The 21203-nt window shown below is 36.6% G+C and carries 19 protein-coding genes, 3 pseudogenes and 1 other annotated feature; of the genes and pseudogenes, 20 read left to right on the top strand and 2 right to left on the bottom strand.

The genetic code is table 11. The annotated features are described in order from the left end of the window. The first annotated feature begins 101 nt into the window (after positions 1 to 101). The 16 genes and pseudogenes from radC to pheA all read left to right on the top strand — a co-directional run bounded on the left by radC (position 102) and on the right by pheA (position 13569). Entirely contained in the window at positions 102 to 791 is a 690-nt protein-coding gene (gene radC, locus MVE64_RS06420) for a RadC family protein (protein WP_247344794.1), read from the top strand. Positions 792 to 1009: 218 nt separating this feature from the next. Next, positions 1010 to 2033: pseudogene (locus tag MVE64_RS06415) on the top strand (rod shape-determining protein). Positions 2034 to 2218: 185 nt separating this feature from the next. Next, on the top strand, positions 2219 to 3151 hold the full coding sequence (gene mreC / locus MVE64_RS06410; protein WP_247344793.1) for a rod shape-determining protein MreC: 933 nt from the start codon (positions 2219 to 2221) through the stop codon (positions 3149 to 3151). Beyond that, positions 3148 to 3666, top strand: a complete 519-nt coding sequence (gene mreD, locus MVE64_RS06405) for a rod shape-determining protein MreD (RefSeq protein ID WP_247344791.1) — start codon at positions 3148 to 3150, stop codon at positions 3664 to 3666. The genes mreC and mreD overlap by 4 nt, the downstream gene beginning before the upstream one ends. A 205-nt stretch (positions 3667 to 3871) precedes the next feature. Then, positions 3872 to 4555, top strand: coding sequence for a septum site-determining protein MinC (minC, locus tag MVE64_RS06400; protein WP_121662970.1), 684 nt, complete (start codon positions 3872 to 3874; stop codon positions 4553 to 4555). A gap of 2 nt (positions 4556 to 4557) precedes the next feature. Next, positions 4558 to 5361, top strand: coding sequence for a septum site-determining protein MinD (gene minD / locus MVE64_RS06395; protein ID WP_098798742.1), 804 nt, complete (start codon positions 4558 to 4560; stop codon positions 5359 to 5361). 141 nt (positions 5362 to 5502) lie between these two features. After that, a complete protein-coding gene (locus MVE64_RS06390; RefSeq protein WP_247344789.1) occupies positions 5503 to 6294 on the top strand; it encodes a M23 family metallopeptidase in 792 nt (263 codons plus the stop codon). Then, entirely contained in the window at positions 6287 to 7153 is an 867-nt protein-coding gene (locus MVE64_RS06385; protein ID WP_247344787.1) for a M50 family metallopeptidase, read from the top strand. Before MVE64_RS06390 ends, MVE64_RS06385 begins: the two co-directional genes overlap by 8 nt. 80 nt (positions 7154 to 7233) lie before the next feature. Further along, complete coding sequence (locus MVE64_RS06380; protein ID WP_247344774.1) at positions 7234 to 8709, top strand: Rne/Rng family ribonuclease; 1476 nt, start codon at positions 7234 to 7236, stop codon at positions 8707 to 8709. A gap of 64 nt (positions 8710 to 8773) precedes the next feature. Then, positions 8774 to 8851: a sequence feature (ribosomal protein L21 leader region), on the top strand. A gap of 12 nt (positions 8852 to 8863) precedes the next feature. Continuing rightward, positions 8864 to 9172, top strand: a complete 309-nt coding sequence (rplU, locus tag MVE64_RS06375) for a 50S ribosomal protein L21 (RefSeq protein WP_098798749.1) — start codon at positions 8864 to 8866, stop codon at positions 9170 to 9172. Positions 9173 to 9183: 11 nt separating this feature from the next. Further along, entirely contained in the window at positions 9184 to 9516 is a 333-nt protein-coding gene (locus MVE64_RS06370) for a ribosomal-processing cysteine protease Prp (protein WP_098798750.1), read from the top strand. A gap of 17 nt (positions 9517 to 9533) precedes the next feature. Next, positions 9534 to 9824, top strand: a complete 291-nt coding sequence (gene rpmA / locus MVE64_RS06365; protein ID WP_026558613.1) for a 50S ribosomal protein L27 — start codon at positions 9534 to 9536, stop codon at positions 9822 to 9824. A gap of 303 nt (positions 9825 to 10127) precedes the next feature. Further along, on the top strand, positions 10128 to 10679 hold the full coding sequence (locus tag MVE64_RS06360) for a sporulation initiation phosphotransferase B (RefSeq protein WP_247344771.1): 552 nt from the start codon (positions 10128 to 10130) through the stop codon (positions 10677 to 10679). A gap of 79 nt (positions 10680 to 10758) precedes the next feature. Beyond that, positions 10759 to 12042 (top strand): GTPase ObgE, encoded by a 1284-nt coding sequence (obgE, locus tag MVE64_RS06355; protein ID WP_098798755.1) that lies wholly within the window; start codon positions 10759 to 10761, stop codon positions 12040 to 12042. Positions 12043 to 12224: 182 nt separating this feature from the next. Further along, positions 12225 to 12667 (top strand): annotated as a pseudogene (locus tag MVE64_RS06350) (ACT domain-containing protein). Between the two features lie 21 nt (positions 12668 to 12688). Continuing rightward, a pseudogene (gene pheA, locus MVE64_RS06345) lies at positions 12689 to 13569 on the top strand (prephenate dehydratase). A 444-nt stretch (positions 13570 to 14013) separates the two neighbouring features. Here the strand turns inward: pheA and MVE64_RS06340 are convergent. Then, complete coding sequence (locus MVE64_RS06340) at positions 14014 to 14556, bottom strand: transcription repressor NadR (protein ID WP_247344768.1); 543 nt, start codon at positions 14554 to 14556, stop codon at positions 14014 to 14016. 60 nt (positions 14557 to 14616) lie between these two features. Next, positions 14617 to 15744: an IscS subfamily cysteine desulfurase gene (locus MVE64_RS06335; protein WP_247344765.1), complete on the bottom strand. Its 1128-nt coding sequence runs from the start codon at positions 15742 to 15744 to the stop codon at positions 14617 to 14619. 117 nt (positions 15745 to 15861) lie between these two features. Here MVE64_RS06335 and nadB point away from each other — a divergent pair, with 117 nt between their 5' ends. From nadB to safA, 4 genes are all read left to right on the top strand, one after another. Then, positions 15862 to 17415 (top strand): L-aspartate oxidase, encoded by a 1554-nt coding sequence (gene nadB / locus MVE64_RS06330; protein WP_247344763.1) that lies wholly within the window; start codon positions 15862 to 15864, stop codon positions 17413 to 17415. Positions 17416 to 17418: 3 nt separating this feature from the next. Then, positions 17419 to 18249, top strand: coding sequence for a carboxylating nicotinate-nucleotide diphosphorylase (nadC, locus tag MVE64_RS06325; RefSeq protein ID WP_247344760.1), 831 nt, complete (start codon positions 17419 to 17421; stop codon positions 18247 to 18249). An 11-nt stretch (positions 18250 to 18260) separates the two neighbouring features. Continuing rightward, entirely contained in the window at positions 18261 to 19373 is a 1113-nt protein-coding gene (nadA, locus tag MVE64_RS06320) for a quinolinate synthase NadA (RefSeq protein WP_098798764.1), read from the top strand. Positions 19374 to 19704: 331 nt separating this feature from the next. Then, entirely contained in the window at positions 19705 to 21138 is a 1434-nt protein-coding gene (gene safA, locus MVE64_RS06315) for a SafA/ExsA family spore coat assembly protein (RefSeq protein WP_247344758.1), read from the top strand. Positions 21139 to 21203: the final 65 nt, after the last annotated feature.

Raw genomic sequence — 21203 nt, 5'->3', positions numbered from 1 at the left:
AATGTAAATCATTTTGTGGCATAAAAAGGTAACAAAGGAAACATTCTATTACACATAGAGAAAAGAATGAACAGAGCAGAAAGGGAAATGAAGGAGGATAAATGGAAACATCAACTTTTAAAATCCGGGATTTCCCTCAAGATGAACGACCACGAGAACGCTTGTTAAACGAAGGTCCTGATAAACTTTCTAATCAGGAATTATTAGCCATTTTGTTGCGAACAGGCACAAAGAAAGAATCTGTACTAGATTTGTCACAAAAACTGTTAAAGCATTTTGAAGGCTTAAGAATGTTAAAAGATGCATCTGTTGAGGAGATCACGACAATCTCAGGGATTGGAACGGCTAAGGCAGTCCAAATACTAGCTGCTCTTGAACTTGGTCGCAGATTCAACCGTTTAACCTATGAAGATCGTTATGTTATACGCTCTCCGCAAGATGGTGCAAATTATGTGATGGAAGAAATGCGCTTTTTGAGTCAAGAACACTTTGTTTGTCTCTACTTGAATACAAAAAATCAAGTGCTTCATAAACAAACCGTGTTTATCGGCAGTCTGAACGCATCGATTGTACATCCGAGGGAGGTTTTTAAGGAAGCTTTAAAAAGATCTGCAGCTTCTTTAATATGTGTTCATAATCATCCTTCCGGCGACCCGTCACCGAGTAGAGAAGACATTGAGGTAACAAAAAGATTATCAGAATGTGGAAAGGTGTTAGGCATAGAACTTTTGGACCATCTTATCATTGGTGAACAAAAATTTGTTAGTCTGAAAGAAAAAGGCTACATGTAATACTTTTTTTTTGAGCAATTACGATATAATAAGTCTTATGGGTTTTTTAGGGTCACCAAAAAAGCTCATGTTTTTATGGAAGATGAAGAAAAGTTACGAAAAAGAACTCACTTGTTAGTAACGAGCAAGCTAACCTCAAAAAGAAGAAAGTTGCATTCTGTCAATTTTCATAAAAATAAGCAAAAGCATATTTCGTTTCAGAAAGGAAGATACACCCTATGTTCGGTATTGGTACAAGAGACCTTGGAATAGATTTGGGGACTGCAAACACACTTGTGTTTGTTAAAGGAAGAGGAATTGTTGTTCGGGAGCCATCTGTAGTTGCTCTGCAAACAGACACAAAGCAAATTGTTGCCGTTGGTAATGATGCAAAAAATATGATCGGACGTACGCCAGGAAATGTCGTTGCCCTTCGACCAATGAAGGATGGAGTTATTGCGGATTATGAAACAACAGCAACAATGATGAAGTATTATATTAAGCAAGCAACGAAAACAAAAGGTGTTTTCTCAAGAAAGCCTTATGTTATGGTGTGTGTTCCTTCAGGTATAACAGCGGTAGAGGAAAGAGCTGTTATTGATGCAACAAGACAAGCAGGTGCCCGTGATGCTTATACAATAGAAGAGCCATTTGCTGCTGCGATCGGTGCAAATCTTCCTGTTTGGGAACCAACAGGAAGTATGGTTGTTGATATTGGTGGAGGAACGACGGAAGTAGCCATTATTTCACTAGGTGGAATTGTGACAAGTCAATCAATTCGTGTTGCCGGTGATGAAATGGATGAGGCTATTACTACATACATTCGCAAAACATATAATTTAATGATTGGTGATCGTACGGCTGAAGCGATCAAAGTAGAAATTGGTTCAGCAGGTTCTCCTGATGGAGTGGAAAACATGGATATTCGTGGACGTGACTTATTAACAGGATTACCGAAAACAATTGAGATTACGGCTGAGGAAATTGCCGAAGTTCCTAAAAGACACGGTTTATATGATTGTTGATTCAGTGAAAAATACATTGGAAAAAACTCCACCAGAGCTTGCTGCGGATATTATGGATCGTGGAATTGTGTTAACAGGAGGGGGAGCCCTTCTTCGCAACCTTGATAAAGTGATTGGTGAAGAAACGAATATGCCGGTATTAATTGCAGAAGATCCGTTAGATTGTGTTGCAATCGGAACAGGTAAAGCTTTAGAGCATATTCATTTGTTTAAAAATAAAGCTAGAGACAGTCGCTAACTTTTGTAATGAGCAATAGTTTTATAAATCAGGCTGGTACTGACTCGCAGTGCTGGCTCTGTTTTATGTTAGTAAGAAGAATAAGATTTTTGAAATAATAGGATAAAAAAGACAAAGGTTTTCGCCATTCTACTTGGCGCTAAGCCGAGTTTTTCTACTAAATTAGAAATAAGAGGGTGTTCATCATGCCACAGTTTTTTCTAAATAAACGCCTTATCTTGTTACTAGTAAGTGTGATCGTTTTAGTGGCATTGATTGGTTTTTCTTTAAAAGATAATCGAGAGCTATCATGGCCGGAACAATTTTTGCAAGACACCGTAAGTGTTTTTCAATCAATTTTTCATAAGCCTGCAACATATGTATCAAACTTCTTTGAAAATGTGAACGATTTAAAAAATACGTATGAAGAAAATGAGTTACTAAAAAGTAGACTTGATGAATATATGCAGCTTGAAGCTGATTTACAAGAGTACAAAATTGAAAATGAAAAACTAAAGGCTGAGCTTGGAAAGGTTGCCGATTTAAGGGATTATGATCCAATATTTTCAGCTGTTATAGGTCGAAATCCAGATAAATGGTATGACTATGTATCCATTGATAAAGGAGAACAAGACGGGGTTGAGCCGAACATGGCTGTTGTCACAGCTCAGGGACTGGTTGGGAAAGTAAAATCAACCTCTCAATTCACATCGACTGTACAACTTTTAAGTGCAACAGATTTGAAAAATCGAATATCAGCTGAGGTGCAACCACTGCCAGTAGCAGATGGTGATGAAAAAGAAAACGACACAACTAAAAATAATGAGAAAATAACAGGGTTAATTGAAGGTTATGACGAAGAAAAAGGAGCCCTTCTACTTCGTCGAATTGAATCAAATGTTAAGCTTGTGGAAGGTCAAAAAGTCATAACAGCAGGCATAGGAGGAGTTTTCCCTGGAGGAATTCTTATTGGGGAGATTACCGAAGTAGAGCCTGATTCTTATGGGTTGGAACAAATGGCCTATGTAAAGCCTGCAGCTAATTTTTACGATATTGACCGGGTATGGGTAGCGAAGCGAAACGCAGCATCAGAAGACCCGGTGGAAGCATTGGCTGAAGAGGAGGAGGAGGAATCTTGAGACGTTTCATTCTTCCTTTTCTTGTCTTTTTTTCTTTTATAAGTGAAAGCATTTTTGCACATTTAGTTTCACTTTCATTTATATCCGAAGATTATATATTTGTTCCGAGATTTATTTTAATTTTTGTCATTTTCATAACTGTATACTTAAATCGTACCCAAGGTATGTTATTTGGCTTTATATTTGGACTTTTACACGATATTATTTATATTGAAGTCATGGGAATTTATCTTTTTGCCTACGGATTTTTGGCCTATCTTATATCAAAGGCAATGAAGGTACTACATGGACACGTATTAATTGTCTTATTTCTTACTCTCTTAGCTATATCTGTTCTTGAATATTATGTTTATGGAATTAATTATTTAATTGATGCAACAAAAATGTCTCTCTATGATTTTACAACGTTAAGGTTACTTCCAACCTTGGCAATGAATCTTGTTGTTGCTGGTTTATGTATTTATCCATTAAAAACATTTTTAACGAAATTAAAGTTGGCAGAGTCAGAGGATTAAGATTTACTGGCAATGAGATTCCTATAACATTCAATATAGAATGAATGATAAGATTACATTAGAAAAACTCGGCTTATTATCAAGTTCTATGGCAAAAGTCTTAGTTTTTCATATACTATCTTTCCTAAAATCTTATATTATTTGATAGTATAAAAAAGGATTTAGAGCATTTCTGTCGAATAGTAAAATCGTTGAGGTGAACGTCATGAAGGTCCAAAAACAGCAATATGTTACGATAAAAGGCACTAAAGATGGCTTAACGTTACATCTCGATGATTCATGTTCTTTTGACCAATTGCTCCAGGAGCTTGAGGAAATGCTGTCTTTAAAGCAATATGTTCAACAAGGCGGTCCGGTTATTGGAGTTAATGTAAAGGTTGGAAATCGTTTCATAGATAAGAATCAGCGAGAAAAACTAGAATCGGTTATTAAGCAGAAGCGGAATCTTTTGGTAGAGTCAATTGATAGTAATGTTATGACGAAGGATGAGGCACTAAGATTAAAAAGAGAGACGGAAATCGTTTCTATTACGAAAATTGTGCGCTCCGGTCAAGTTCTTAAGGTGAATGGAGATCTACTGCTAATAGGTGATGTGAATCCAGGCGGAACAGTAAGTGCCGCTGGGAATATTTTTGTTCTAGGAGCGTTAAGAGGTATTGCGCATGCTGGTGTAAATGGAAATCAACAAGCTGTAATTGCTGCTTCAATAATGAAGCCAACACAGCTGCGCATCGGTGAGGTTATTAATCGGGCTCCAGATCATATACCAAACGAAGGTAATGAGATGGAATGTGCTTATATTAATGAAGACGAAGAAATGGTAATTGAGAGATTACAGCAACTTACTCATCTACGACCGAATTTAACGAGGTTTGAAGGGGGAATCTAACAATGGGTGAAGCAATTGTCATTACCTCAGGTAAAGGTGGCGTTGGTAAGACAACGACATCGGCAAATATTGGGACAGCTTTAGCTATATTAGGCAAACGAGTTTGTCTAGTAGATACAGACATCGGTCTTCGAAACCTGGATGTTGTAATGGGGCTTGAGAACCGAATTATTTATGATTTAGTAGATGTGGTTGAAGGTCGTTGTAAAATGCATCAGGCACTTGTAAAGGACAAGCGTTTTGAGGATTTACTATATTTATTACCTGCTGCGCAAACAAGTGATAAAACGGCTGTTAAACCGGAACAAATGAAAAAGCTCATTAATGAATTAAAACAAGATTATGATTATATCGTTATTGATTGTCCTGCCGGCATCGAACAAGGATATAAAAATGCGGTGGCCGGTGCGGATAAAGCAATTGTTGTTACAACACCTGAAATTTCAGCTGTTCGTGATGCAGACCGAATTATTGGGTTACTAGAACAAGAAGAAATTGAACCACCTAAACTTATTGTTAATCGAATTCGCAACCATTTAGTGAAAAATGGAGATATGCTTGATGTAGATGAAATTGTGACACATTTATCGATTGATTTAATCGGCATTGTTGCTGATGATGATGATGTTATTAAGGCATCTAACAATGGTGAGCCGATTGCGATGAATCCAGATAACCGTGCAGCAATTGCCTACAGAAATATTGCTCGTCGAATTCTTGGAGAATCTGTCCCATTACAATCTTTAGAAGATCAAAATAAAGGGATGTTTGTAAAACTAAAAAAATTCTTCGGTGTACGAGTTTAATACTAGATTTATAGATTAAATGACTGGTGTCTTAATTCTAACCATTTTACAATGGTGAATTTTGATACCGGTCATTTTTTGTTCATATCCTGGCAGGACAAGGCATACACTTGTACAAACTTGCTAAAAGGATGGATGGGGATGAGTCATCGAGCGGATGAAGTAAGAAAAAGAATTGCAAAGCGAAAACGCGAAAAAGGTTTATCAAATGGAAATAGTCATGAACCAAGTCGTACCTCATTATTTATAAGTGATGAAGAGCGATATGGTGGTATTTATTCTCCTCCTACATATGAGGGGGGACCTGGCAAGCCAAACGGAGGACACCCACTCTTTCGAACAGAAGTATTTATGTTTAAGATTTTATTTTCTGCTATATTGGTTCTTGTCACAGCGATTGTCTTTAAAAATGGAGCACCGATGTTTGATCAAGCTAAATCGGTAATCAATTATTCACTTGAGGAAGAGTTTCAATTTGCGACTGTATCTAAATGGTATCAAGATCAGTTTGGAGAACCACTAGCTTTATTTCAACCAAAGGACGTAAACAAAACAGAGACAGAGAACGATACTCAAATGGTACAACTTGCTGTACCGGCCTCAGGTAAGGTGTTAGAGTCATTTAAAGACAATGGACAAGGAATAATGGTGGAAACGAATCGACCATCTGTTGAAGCGATGAATGAGGGGATTATCATCGAAGCTGGCGAAAAAGATCAAACAGGCTTTACGATTGTTCTTCAACATGCTGATGGCACAAAGTCATGGTATGGAAACTTAGATAAAGTGGATGTTGCTCTTTATGACTATGTTGAAAAAGGTAAGGAGTTAGGTAAAATAAAACTTTCTGAAAATCAAAAAGGAACGTATTATTTTGCGATTAAAAAGGGCGATGCATTTATAGACCCAATTCAGGTGATTCAATTTGAGTAAATATCTTTCACTTCTACAAAAAATTCATATACATCCTTTGTTATGGGTCATGATTACTATTAGTATCGTTACTGCAAATTTCAAACCTCTCTTCTTTTTAATGATTATTATTTTTGTACATGAAATGGGCCATGCAATAAGTGCTCATTTTTTTTCTTGGAGGATAAAAAATATTATGCTTCTCCCATTTGGTGGGGTTGCCGAGGTTGATGAACATGGTAATCGCTCATTAAAAGAAGAGTTTATTGTGGTGCTTGCAGGTCCTATCCAGCATCTTTGGCTTCAAGGTACAGTTTTTCTATTGTATTTTTTCGGGTTCGTAAACCCGGATGATTATCAACTGTTTTCGTTTTATAATATGACCATTCTTCTTTTTAATTTATTACCAATCTGGCCCCTTGATGGCGGAAAGCTGTTATTTATTTTATTCTCAAATTTTTGGTCATATCAAAAAGCCCACTTTCATATGATGATTTCTTCTCTTATCTTTTTAGGATTATACGTAGTGAGTACGGTGTTGTTTTCACCAACACATCTTAATATGTGGGTCATTACTACTTTCCTTATTTATAGTTTGTATCATGAACATAAAAACAGAATGTACAGTTGTCTACGATTTTTAATGGAAAGATATTATGGAAAACAGGCATCAATTAATCATATAAAGCCAATTGTTGTGGAAGAAAATGAGCTCATTTATGATGTGCTTCTTCAATTTCAAAGAGGCTGTAAGCACTTAATAATTGTTGAAAGAGATGGCGTGAAGATTTCTCAAATGGATGAAAATGAGTTACTGCATGCTTATTTTGCTGATAAATTAACAGATTCAAAAATTGGTGATCTTGTGTATGCCTATTAATTCCCTTGTCTATGTTATGGTATAGTAAAATCAACATTTACGTTGAATGAATTTAAGTTAGAGAAAGAGAGTTCATAACTGTGAGAAGGATAATCATAAATGAAAAAACAAAAGAAACAAGATGTGCTGTTCTTGAGAAAGAGCAACTCGTTGAAATCCATCAATCATATTCCTCAGAAGATGAAATTGTAGGGAATATTTTTGCAGGTCGTGTTAAAAAGGTTTTGCCAGGTATGCAGGCTGCGTTTGTTGATATCGGATTACCTCATAATGGCTATTTGCATCGTAATGATTTGGTGAGCTTTCAACTTGCCGAATCTTCTACAAAATCATCCGTCTCTCATTATGTTAGAGAAGGTGAGCTGCTGCTTGTTCAAGTTGTTAAAAGCGGAACAGATCAAAAAGGACCTAAACTAACAACAAATATTGAATTTGGTGGCAGTCATTTAGTGTATATGCCTTATGGCAATTATAAAGCTGTGTCTAAAAAAATCACAGATGAAACAGAGAGAAATCGCCTTTTGGCTCTTACAGAGGAATTTTGTAAGAATCAAGAGGGGATTCTTTTGCGTACGGCAAGCAAAGGGAAATCCAAGAAAGATTTAGAAGAAGAGTATAATAGTCTGAAGATGAAGTTCGAACAAGTGAAAAAGATAGATACTTCGAAGCCACAATGTGTATATGAAGCAAGGAGTTTTGTTGATCGTCTTTTGAATGAAATGTCTATCAGTAAGGAAGACACGTTAATCAGTGATCAACTTGAACGTGTGCAGAGCCTTAAAACAGAATATCCCGAGTCATCAATCGTTTATCATGATAAAAAGGAGGGAATCTTCTCATTTTATAAAATCGAGCAGGAAATAGAGAAATTATTGAAACAAATTGTTTGGTTAAAGAACGGTGCATACATCATTATTGAGCAAACAGAGGCCATGACGATAATTGACGTAAATACTGGAAAATTTTCCGGGAAATTATCGATGCGTGACACTGTTTTGAAAACAAATGAATTGGCCGCAATTGAGGCAGCAAAACAAATTCGTCTTCGTAATCATAGTGGCATTATTTTAATTGATTTTATTGATATGAAGCAAAAGGAAGATCGACAGTTTATTGAAGAAACAGTAAAGAAACAAATGAAACAAGACCGTGTACAGCATAAGGTTTTAGGGTTTACCGAGTTAAATATTTTACAAATAACAAGGAAAAAGGTTCGACAACCTGTCGATATTTCAATAACCGAACCATGTAGACTTTGCAAAGGTACAGGGCGAATGCCATCAGCAGAAGCTATCGCTTTTAAGCTTGAAAGGGAACTATGGGAATATCAGTTTATGGATGAGGAAGCTGTGTGGATTGAAGCAACTAATGATGTTATACACTTGTTAGCCGGTGAAAATAATGAACATCTTATAAAACTTCAGGAAATATTAAAATATACTATTATATGTTCTGAGTATCATACCTCGAACCCAAGCTATCGGATAAAACAGTTTGGTGATTATCAATCAATAATGGAAAGAGTTCGCACCTATTCAAAGGAAAATAAAGTTTAAAGAAAAATCTATTGCATAATCTTTATGTTTTTGATAATATGTTTAATGTTATGACTTGTAGCGCACCGTGCTACAACCGCTCAAAATATGGTAGTAAGTAATGCTATGCATTCACCTGATTTTGGCGAGTCTTAGTCTATAGGAGGTGCAGAGAATGTACGCAATTATCGAAACTGGTGGTAAACAAATCAAGGTTGAAGAAGGTCAAGTTATCTACGTTGAAAAACTAGCTGCTGACCAAGGTGAGACTGTTACGTTTGACAAAGTTTTATTTGTAGGTGGAGACAACGTTCAAGTTGGTAGCCCAACTGTAAGTGGTGCTTCTGTAACGGCTAAAGTTGAAAAACAAGGTCGTCAAAAGAAAATCACTGTTTTCAAATACAAAGCTAAGAAAAACTACCGTAAAAAGCAAGGTCACCGTCAGCCTTACACAAAAGTTGTTATTGAAAAAATCAACGCGTAAGGCGATTTGAAATGATAAATGCCAAAATTTATCGTTCAAATGAGGGACTAATTACAGCGTTCATCTTATCTGGACATGCTGAATTCGATGAATACGGCAAGGACATTGTTTGCGCTGGAGCATCTGCTGTTACCTTCGGAGCTGTTAATGCAGTTCTCTCTTTAACAAATATTGAACCACAAATTGATCAAGGAGGAGAAGGAGGATATCTCAAAGTAGAAATCCCCGAAAATCTCGATGCATCAACAAGTGACAAAGTTCAATTGTTATTAGAAGGTATGGTTGTTTCATTACAAACAATTGAAAGAGAGTATGGACAATATATTTCGGTAACTCATCATTAAGCAGGAGGTGAAACTTCATGTTAAGATTAGATCTTCAGTTCTTCGCATCTAAGAAAGGGGTAGGTTCGACTAAAAACGGTCGTGACTCTATCTCAAAACGTCTTGGTGCTAAGCGTGCAGATGGTCAGTTCGTTTCTGGTGGTTCAATTCTTTACCGTCAACGCGGTACAAAAATTTACCCAGGTGAAAACGTTGGCCGTGGCGGTGATGATACACTATTCGCAAAAGTTGATGGTGTTGTTAAGTTCGAACGTTTCGGACGTGACCGTAAAAAAGTTAGCGTATATCCAGTAGCTCAAGAAGCTTAATTTTACGAAAAACTCTAACCGGCTAGGTTAGAGTTTTTTAATTAAATGGTTATGTTCATGTAGTAATATCCAATTGAATCTATAGTGATAAAAAACAACAATTAGAACAGTACATAAGCTCTCTATTCTTATTCAACTCTACTACACGTCACGTATTTTCAACTTCATTTAATACAATTCTTCTTAAATTAGAAATTACTCCTTAAGTTCTAATACAATGTTTGTTATAATTTTTAATACAGCCTAAAAATAAGTATAACTCCTTTATGAAAATGATTTTAATTAAATAGTAGGAGAAATTGTATGAAAAACAATCAAAATGATATGAATATTATTGATCTTTTAAGTCATTCCCGGCATGACTGGATGAATAAATTGCAGTTAATTAAGGGTAATATGTCACTACAAAAATATGATCGTGTTCAGGATATTATTGAAGAGATTGTCATTGAAGCACAGCAAGAATCAAAGTTGTGTAATCTGCACATGCCTTTATTTGCAAGTTACCTCATGACGTTTAATTGGTATAGTCATCATTTTACATTAGAATATGAAGTTTTAGGTGATATAAAGAGCTTTTCACACTATGATGAACCAATTACAAAATGGAGTAAGGAATTTTTGGATATACTAGATAACACCGTTGATTACTCGGGTGAAAATCATGTAAGTATTACTTTGAATACAGGTCATTCTAATGAAGAAGGAATTCGTTTCTTTTTTGATTTTGAAGGCATACTAAAAGATAAAGAGCAAATAAAGAATTGGTTTGAAAGATCAGGGAATCATGCTATTCAGGTAGATGAACTGGAAATTAGTACATACCAGATAACGGTGGAGTTATCACTCATGTGATTCCAATTACTCATTTTCTTTAATAGTGAGCTGAATATAGCTTACTTTATGTATAGGTATGTAGAACGGAGGAAGACAAATGTTTGTCGATCAGGTCAAGGTTTATGTAAAAGGTGGCGACGGTGGAAACGGAATGGTTGCCTTTCGTCGCGAGAAGTATGTTCCAAAGGGAGGTCCTGCTGGTGGTGATGGCGGCAACGGAGCTGACGTTGTTTTTGAAGTAGAAGAAGGACTACGAACGTTAATGGACTTTAGATACAAACGTCATTTTAAGGCACCTCGTGGAGAACATGGCATGTCAAAAAATCAACATGGTAAAAATTCTTCACCAATGATTGTAAAAGTTCCACCAGGGACTGTTGTGACAGATGAAGTAACAGGACAAGTTATCGCCGATTTAACTGAACATGGACAACAAGCGGTTATAGCAAAAGGTGGCCGTGGTGGTAGAGGGAATAGTCGTTTTGCTACCCCTGCAAACCCTGCTCCAGAGCTTTCAGAAAACGGAGAACCAGGTATTGAGCGAAATGTTATTTTAGAATTAAAGGTATTAGCTGATGTTGGATTAGTTGGTTTTCCAAGTGTAGGTAAATCTACATTATTATCCGTTGTGTCATCTGCAAAACCTAAAATTGCTGAATATCACTTTACAACTCTAGTTCCAAATTTAGGAATGGTCGAAACGGAAGATGGAAGAAGCTTCGTTATGGCAGACCTTCCAGGATTGATTGAAGGAGCTCATGAGGGTATTGGTTTAGGTCATCAATTCCTTAGACATATTGAAAGAACGCGTGTTATTGTTCATGTGATTGATATGTCCGGGTTAGAGGGAAGAGATCCTTATGAAGACTATTTAACGATTAATGCGGAGTTAAAGGAATATAACTTACGTTTAACAGAAAGACCGCAAATTATTGTAGCCAATAAAATGGACATGCCTGATTCTGAGGAAAATCTTAAATCATTTAAAGAAAAGTTAGAGGAAGATCTACAAATTTTCCCTATTTCGGCCATCACAAGAGAAGGTGTTCGAGAACTATTATACGCAGTTGCAGATGCAATTGAACAAGCTCCAGAATTTCCTCTTTATGAAGAAGAAGAAACAGAAAATCGTGTTGTGTATGAGTTCAAGAAAGAAGAGCCGAATTTTGCTATTTCTCGTGACAGTGAAGGGGCATATGTTCTAACAGGAGAGAAAATCGAAAAACTCTTCAAAATGACAGATTTCTCTCGAGAAGAGTCTGTGAGACGATTTGCACGTCAGCTTCGCGGCTTGGGTGTTGATGAAGCATTGCGTGAACGTGGAGCAGAAGATGGAGACATTGTTAAATTAATGGATTATGAATTTGAATTCGTTGAATAGCAGATTAAACTAAGCTAGTAGGGAGCTGAACGTTAGCTCTCTTTTTTTATGTCTTAATTAAATCCTATACATATATTTTGGTCAATTTATAAGGAAATTTCGTTTTTCTTCTGAAAAAAGGAAGAAATTTAGCCAATATTGTGATAAATTATCTACATTGAGAAAAAAGTGGGAGGGAAATCATGAAGGACGATACCTTTTATTTGGTGCGTGAGGATATATTACCTGAAGCAATGAAAAAAACACTTGAGGTAAAGAAGTTAATAGAAAGAGGGAAGGTAGACTCTGTAGCCGAAGCTGTGCAGCGTGTTGATATGAGCCGTAGCGCTTTTTATAAATACCGAGATGCCGTATTTCCGTTTCATACAATGGTTAAAGAAAAACTGATTACCCTTTTTTTCACTTAGAAGATCGTAGTGGTACACTTTCTCATTTGTTATCTGTTGTCGCAAATGCTGGTTGTAATGTGTTAACGATACATCAAACGATTCCAATTCAAGGTCGTGCTAATGTAACGCTATCACTTAATACAAATGGGATGACTGAAGAAATTAATCAGCTTATGTCAAAGCTAAGAAGATTAGAGTTTGTTGAAAAGGTTGAGATTTTAGGGCAAGGAGCATAAGGAGTTGAATGGAAGTTGGCAATTAAGGTAGGTTTTTTAGGTCCGAAAGCAACATTTACCCACTTAGCTGTTCAATCATATTTTGGTGATGACATTGAGCAAGTAGCTTACTCCACAATACCGCAATGTATTGATGCAGTGGCTGGTGGGGAGATTGATTTTGCCGTCGTACCTACCGAAAATGCACTTGAAGGATCAGTAAATTTAACGATAGACTATTTAATCCATGAGCAACCATTATATATAGTAGGGGAAATTGTTTCACCAATCGAGCAACACTTTATGGTTCATCCTGCTAATAGAGAGAAGTGGGAACAAGTGAATCGTGTTTATTCACATTCCCATGCTATTGCTCAATGTCATAAATTTTTGCATAAAACGTTTAAGGGCATTACATATGACTATGCTACTTCAACTGGAGCAGCAGCTTACTATGTGAGTCAGCATTCCGAAGAACTTGTCGCAGCTATTGCAAACAAGCTAGCAGCAGAGGAATATGGTTTAGAAATAGTAAAGGCAAATATTCATGATTATCATTATAATCATACTCGTTTTGCTATTGTTCATCCATCTCTTGATGGGGAGTGTCCAAGCTCAAAATTGGTGTCGGAGAAGGAAAAAACAACACTAATGGTTACTTGCCATCGGATCAGTCAGGTGCGTTACATCAAGTACTATCTGCGTTTACCTGGCGGAAGCTAAACCTTTCGAAAATCGAATCTCGACCAATGAAAACCGGTTTAGGAAACTACTTTTTTATCATTGATATTGATATGAAAGTAGATGAAATCTTAATACCGGGAGCTATCTCAGAATTAGAAGCACTTGGCTGCGGAGTAAAGCTGTTAGGTACTTACAATGCTTATATGATTAAGCAGGGTGCAGAAAAAGAGGCAAAATAAGAAAAGTTACTGGCTTACTTGAATAACCGGTGGTTTAAATAAGCGGAGTTTTTCCGGTTAGACTGAAGAATGGAGCTTGGTTTTGGGGAAATAAGCGGAATTTTCCCTGTTAAGCAAACTAAAATGGTTCCTTTTCATCTTTTTTGATTAAATAGGCGGAATCTTTCCGTTTATTACATCTATTTTTCGTGCTATTACCTCAATAAGAGGAATCTCTCCGCTTATTTTAGTAGCTTATTCCCTGATGATCCATGAAGATTTGGTAATCGCTTAATCGGGTGCTTCACTTGGTGTAAAAAATGCTTGGAGCATCTCCAAGCATTTTTCTTTGCTAATTTACTTGCCAAATTGCTTTTTAAGCCTAGCACGAATTACTATACGATTATGCAATGTTAATTTGTATAGTGTACTTCAGAATAGAACACGTGCCATTAGCGTCACCTATTATTCTTTTACTAAAAATCCAGCCTTACTTAACTCTTCACAAGCTAGATCTAATTTTTCGCTTGTATCTGCCTGCAACGTATGAAGGTGTAGACCTTCTGTTAATTGTGATAAATAAGCAGCATTATGCTGATTGATTTTTTTCATGAATTCTTTTACATCATTTCGATTTCCAACCATAATAGATGCTGTTAAGTCACCGTAAACAGGATGTTCAACAATAACATCTTTGATGAAAACACCGTGATCCACCAGAATGGTTAGTTCCTCTTCTGTTCGTTCAGGATTATGACTACATGCAATAATACGTTCATGCAGTTTTTGTTCATTCGCTTCTTTATTTAAATAAACATAGCCTTGACTTGTTGCCATAATTGGATGGTTTTTGGCTTTTAGTAGCGAAATATCCTGTACAATAACTTGTCTGCTCACATTCGCTAAGGTTGCCAGCTCTCCACCCGTGATGGGGCCCTCGGCATTTATTAGTCTGTCTAATAATAGGCTTCTTCGCTCTTCTCCTAATATTTTATCTTTCATTTTCATTCCTCCAGAGTACACTCTATACACTAGTAAACCATTGCTCTTTATATTCCATCAAGTTTTTTAGAAATTTTCTACAATTCTTATTAAAATATCAGTAAAACGTCTAATATGTTCTTCCGTTGTATCCTTTCCGAAAGACGCCCTAATAAATTGCTTTGCTTCTTGATCACTATATCCTAATGCAACAACAGATTTCGGGGGAGCCTGCATTCCGACTTGACATGCACTTCCTGTTGATACAGCAAAGCCAAACCGATTACATTCGAGCATGACATATTGTCCCTCGATTCCCTTGACCATAATAGGCAGTATGTTTGGCAGGGAGTGAAACTTGTTATCCCAGTTTAATACAGTTATTTTTTCCTTATAGGGATGAAGTAAGTCAATAAACAAATTTTTCAACTTTTGATAGTGATTGTAGAAGTCATTTCTGTTAGTCATTATATCATTGGCTGCTGTTGCAAATGCTGCAGCAGCAGGGACATCGACTGTTCCAGGTCGAAACCCGGATTCGTGTGTTGTACCTTGTATGACAGGGTGCCAATGAATAGATGGATTAATATATGCTGCCCCGATTCCTTTAGGGCCGTAAATTTTGTGACTTGAAATTGATATTGCATCAATATTGGTAACATTCAGAGGTATTTTTCCAAATGTTTGAACACAATCACTATGAAAAATAATTCCCATTTCTTTTAAAGATAGTCCAATTTCTTCAATAGGCTGTATGCTTCCTATCTCTGAATTACCGTGTTGAATAGAGACAAGTCCTGTATCACTCTTTATTGCCTTTTTTACTGAAGATAATGAAATGTTCCCATATTTATCAGGAGGTAAGAAAGTTACTTCAAATCCTTCAGATTCTAATCTTTTGAAATAAGTAAAAAGCGAAGAATGCTCCATTACAGTGGTAATCAAATGTTTTTTGTTAGAATCTAAGCCATTTAATAAAGATTGAACAGCAACTATATTTGCTTCACTACCTCCGCTTGTAAAATAAACGCCTTTTTCATTTCCTCCAATAGAATCTCCAATGATTTTTCTAGAGGCATGTAGTGTTTTTGCTGAAATTTCCCCAATATCATGTAAGCTACTGCTGTTTCCAAATGCACTTTTTGCGGCTTTCGTATATATGTGAAGAGCATTGTCACTCATTGGTGTTGTTGCTGCATAGTCAAGATAAATCACGGTATCACCCCTATTATTCTAATAATCTTACAAAGATAGAAATAAAAACTCTTGTCATTATTTTAAATTTATGTAAATATAGGTGTCAAGACAGGTGTAAATTACAGGAGGGGTGTTATGCCTCAAACAGATGTTATTATTATCGGTAGTGGACTTGCGGCACTTTCTGCTGCGTATCATCTTCGTTACCTGAATGTCACAATCATTACAAAGTCTTCATGGTCAGCAAGTAATTCAATGCTTGCCCAAGGTGGAGTCGCTGCAGCAGTAGATTCAAAAGATTCTTGGAAGCTTCATTATAAAGATACATTGGCTGCTGGTTGTGATCATAATCATGTGCAGAACGTTGAGTACCTTGTACAAGATGGTCCTTCTGAGATTCAGGGGTTAATACAAAATGGAATGAATTTTGATACTAATCCATACGGACAATTATTGCTTGGGAAAGAAGGGGCTCATAGTAGGAATCGGATTATTCATGCTGGTGGAGATGCAACTGGTAAAGAGTTGACCACTTTTTTGTATCAAAAGACGAAAAAATATGTTTCTATGATTGAAAATGAAATGGCGATCGAGCTAGTAATTGAGAGTGGAAAATGTGTTGGTGTTAATACAAAAAACAACAAAGGGGAATGTAAGCAATACCTAGCAAGTAAAACAATTATTGCAAGTGGTGGTTGTGGAGCTGTTTATGGGCATACCTCAAATGCAGATGTGATCACGGGTGATGGAATTGCAATGGCATATAGGGCAGGAGCAGACATTGCTGATATGGAATTTATTCAATTTCATCCGACGATGCTTCATATAGATGGAAAGTGTGTTGGCCTTATTTCTGAGGCTGTTCGAGGAGAAGGAGCCATTTTAATTAATCAAAATGACGAAGCTTTTATGAGTAAATTGCATCCTCAAGCTGACTTGGCTTCAAGAGATATTGTTTCAAGAGCCATTTTCTATGAAATGAAAAAAGGAAATCGTGTTTTTCTAGATATCTCTATGATCGAGAACTTTTCTTTAAGATTTCCCACGATTTCTGCACTTTGCAGAAAATATGGAGTAAAACTTGAATTAGGAAAAATCCCCGTTGCTCCTGGCATGCATTTTTTAATGGGTGGTATCGTTACAAATGATAAAGGGGAGACAAGTATTAAGAACTTATATGCAATTGGTGAAGCGGCATGTACAGGTGTACACGGTGCCAACCGGTTAGCAAGCAACTCTTTGTTGGAAGGGCTTGTATTCGGTCAAAGATTGGCAACTTATCTTTTATCACAACCTTTTGAACATCAAACTACAACGAATATTAATCTTCACTCAAATAAAAATAGTAATTATGACAACAAAAAACTTCCGACTAAACAAGAAATTCAAGAAATCATGACAAAATATGTTGGAATTCAAAGAACAGAGGAAGAGCTTCTTTTCGCTAAGCAATGGTTTGAATCTTATCGGGATCAGATCTATTTTTGGGATATTAATGTGAAGGATTTCACAATAGATGAAATAGAAAGAACAAATATGCTGACAGTTGGTTGGTTGATCACAACTTCTTCTCTTAGCAGGACTGAGAGTAGAGGAGGTCATTATCGTTTAGATTATCCAAATCAAGTAGAAAAATGGCATCGAAAACAAGTATTTAGATCAAAGAATGAAATGGTTGTGGGGGTATAAAAAGTGAATGTTATAAAACTAAAGAAAAAGTTGGAAGAGTTTTTCTTAGAAGACCTAGGTGAATTAGATGTATCCAGTCAGACGATCTTTGGCGTGGAGGCTAGAGGAGAGGCTGTTATTCTTGCGAAAGAAGAGGGAGTACTTGCAGGAGTGAACATTATTGAAGCTGGTTATTCTTTATTTCATTCTGATGTAATAGTAAATCTAAAAAAACAAGATGGTGATCTTCTTCAAAAAGGAGACATTATTGCAGAAATTGAAGGACCGGTTGCCGTTATTTTAAGTGGAGAACGTGTCATCTTAAATCTGCTTCAACGCATGAGTGGAATTGCAACATTAACAAATAAAGCTGTCCACTTGCTTCAATCAAATACTACAAGGATTTGTGATACAAGAAAAACATCTCCTGGTTTAAGAATGTTTGAAAAATACGCTGTTCGTTGTGGTGGGGGATTTAATCATCGTTTTGGCTTGTATGATGGAGTGATGATTAAAGATAATCATATCGCATTTTCTGGCTCAATTAAAAATGCTGTAAATAAAGTAAGAGAAAGTACGGGACATATGATAAAGATTGAAGTGGAAATTGAAACAGAGGAGCAGTTACAAGAAGCGATTGATGCAGGTGCGGATGTGATTATGTTTGATAATCGGTCACCAGAAGAGGTAGCGAGATTTGCAGAAATAACACCAAAGCATATTATCACTGAAGCTTCTGGTGGAATAGGCTTGCACAATTTAGCGGATTATCGTCATACGAATGTTGACTATATATCCTTAGGAATGCTTACACATTCATATAGATCATTGGATATAAGCTTAAATGTAAAATAGGGGGAACATCAATGGAACTGTTAGATATCCTTGAACATGAAAAGAAAGAAATGATGCCGGAATTCTATAAAAATTTAACAACGGAAGAAATGGAAAGAAGAGTAAAGGAAATTAAAGAGAAATTCGGTACAAAGCTTTATATACCTGGACATCATTATCAAAAAGATGAAGTTGTCCAATTCTCTGATGTTACTGGTGATTCTCTGCAATTAGCTCAAGCGGCAGCATTAAATAAAGAGGCTGAGTATATTGTATTTTGCGGTGTTCATTTTATGGCTGAAACAGCAGATATGTTAACATCAGAAAATCAAAAAGTAATTTTACCTGATATGAGAGCCGGGTGTTCAATGGCCGATATGGCAGATATCGATCAAACAGATCGTGCGTGGGAAAAGCTGCAAATGATTTTTGGAGATACAATTCTTCCGCTAACTTATGTTAACTCTACTGCAGCAATTAAAGCATTTGTTGGTAAAAATGGTGGAGCAACGGTAACATCATCCAATGCAAAAAAAATGCTAGAATGGGCATTTACTCAAAAACAACGGATTTTATTTTTACCGGATCAGCATTTAGGAAGAAACACAGCTTATGATTTAGGGGTTCCTTTAGACAAAATGGCAATCTGGAATCCGATTACGAATGAGCTGGAGTATGAAGGTAATCATGTAGAAGAAATTGTTGTCATTCTTTGGAAGGGACATTGTTCTGTTCACGAGAATTTTACAGTGAAAAATATTGAACATATCCGAAAAACAGAGCCTGATATGAATATCATTGTTCACCCTGAATGTAGTCGTGAAGTTGTTGGCTTATCTGATTACGCCGGTTCTACTAAATATATTATTGATATGATCGAGGCAGCTGAACCAGGAACAAAGTGGGCAATTGGAACAGAAATGAACCTTGTTAATCGACTCATCCAAAATCATTCAGATAAAAAAATTGTCTCATTAAATCCATTTATGTGCCCGTGTTTAACAATGAACCGCATTGACTTGCCTCATCTTCTCTGGGCCTTAGAAGGACTTGAAAAGGGAGAAATCTCTAACCAAATTGTTGTACCGGAACAAATTACAAAAGATGCTGTTTTAGCATTAGATCGTATGCTCGCAAATGTATAAAATACACCTAAAAGGAATCGACTTAGTCGGTTCTTTTTTTATTTTAATGAGATAACTTAATTCTCTTAAAAAAACTCTAATAATTTTCAACACTGAATCATAGTATTGTAACAAGGTCTGTTTCCATTAGGTTTATCCACTTTTATTATCATTTTATTCATATTCGCCATTTCTTACTCATAAATTGTTATGAAGATTAATGGCATTATCTGAATTCTTTATAACTTGCTCAAGCAACATAATGATTTCTTCATTTGTCAATCATCATTATGTTCATTCATTCATCGAAGAAGTTGGCTTAGATTTATTTTTAGGCTTAGGAGGGAAAGCATTGAAAATTCATATTGTACAAAAAGGCGACACTCTTTGGAAAATTGCAAAAAAATACGGAGTTGATTTTGAAGAGTTAAAAGGAATGAATACACAATTAAGTAATCCAGATCTTATCATGCCTGGAATGAAGATCAAAGTACCTTCTGGTAATGTAGCTGTAAAAAAAGAAGCACCAATTAAGAAGGAAGCACCTATACAGCAAACAGCGCCAATAAAAAAAGAGGCTCCTATACAGCAAATTGCACCAATTCAAGAGGAGGCTCCTATCCAGAAGCAAATGCCTAACGCCGAGCATCCATTTGCAAAAGAAAAGCCAAAGGCAGTAGTAGATGTTGAAGACACTATGCCAAAAGAGCCTTTAACAGAAAAACCATCAAAACCCTATATACCGCCTGTACCAAATGCGCAACATCCGGTATATACTGGCATGGATGTGAATAATTATTATACGGTGAATATGGCGATGATGCCAAATATGGCAAATCCACAACTTCCACCAAAACCGGCAAATGTTTTGCCTGATATGACAAAAGTAGATGCAGAAGAAAAATTAGAGCCATTTTACTTACCAGAAGCAACAGAAGATAAGGAGGATTTAAAAGATATGGCCAATATGCCTAATGTACCAAACATGCCGAATTTAGCTAATATGGCAAATGTCCCGAATGTACCTAATATGCCACAAATGCAGATGCCTGCTTATAATCAGCCGGCAATGTACCAGCCGCAATATGTTTCACCGCAGTATATGGTACCAGTTTCACCCGTTTTACCAGGATCGGGGCTTTGTCCACCTGCTCCATACTATCCAATGCAAATGCCATATGGATATGGACCAGGGATGATGCCGAACCAACCTTATCCAACGCAACTAAGTCCTGAGGAATATGATGAAGATGATGATTATGATTATGAAAATCAAGGACATATGCCAAATATGCCATACCCACAAGCAGCACCTGCTCAATTTGCACCTAACTTTCCAGTAAATCCATATGCAGGAGTACCTGTGTCACCAGTTATGCCTGGACCGGGCTTCACTGGATATCCTAACCAGGTTATGGGAGCTTATGATGAAATGCCTGATGAGTATGATTATGAAAACCAATCACAAATGCCAAGTATGCCGTATCCACAGGCAGTAGCTCCGGCATATGATCAAGATGATTGTGGTTGCGGAGGACCAACACCATATGCAAATCCATATCAATATGGCGGATACCCTATGGCACAACCATATGGCGGCTTTCCAGCTCAGCAACCGTATCAGCAGCCATATCAACAACCATATCAGCAACCATTTATGGCCCAACCAGGTTATGCCCCATATGGTGCAGGTCCTTATGGATACTATCCAGCGCAACCAACCCCAGGTGGTCAAATGTTTGGAATGCCTAATTATGATGAACGTGATGAAGAGGAAGAAGATTAATTTGCTTAAAAGCAAGGGTGAAAGCACCCTTGCTTTTTTATATTTTTCTAAAGTCAAACCTTACT

The sequence above is a fragment of the Metabacillus endolithicus genome, from assembly GCF_023078335.1.
In the GTDB taxonomy this organism is placed as follows: domain Bacteria; phylum Bacillota; class Bacilli; order Bacillales; family Bacillaceae; genus Metabacillus; species Metabacillus endolithicus.
The sequence above is the reverse complement of the archived record's forward strand: the minus strand, read 5'-3'. Positions and strand labels throughout refer to the sequence as shown.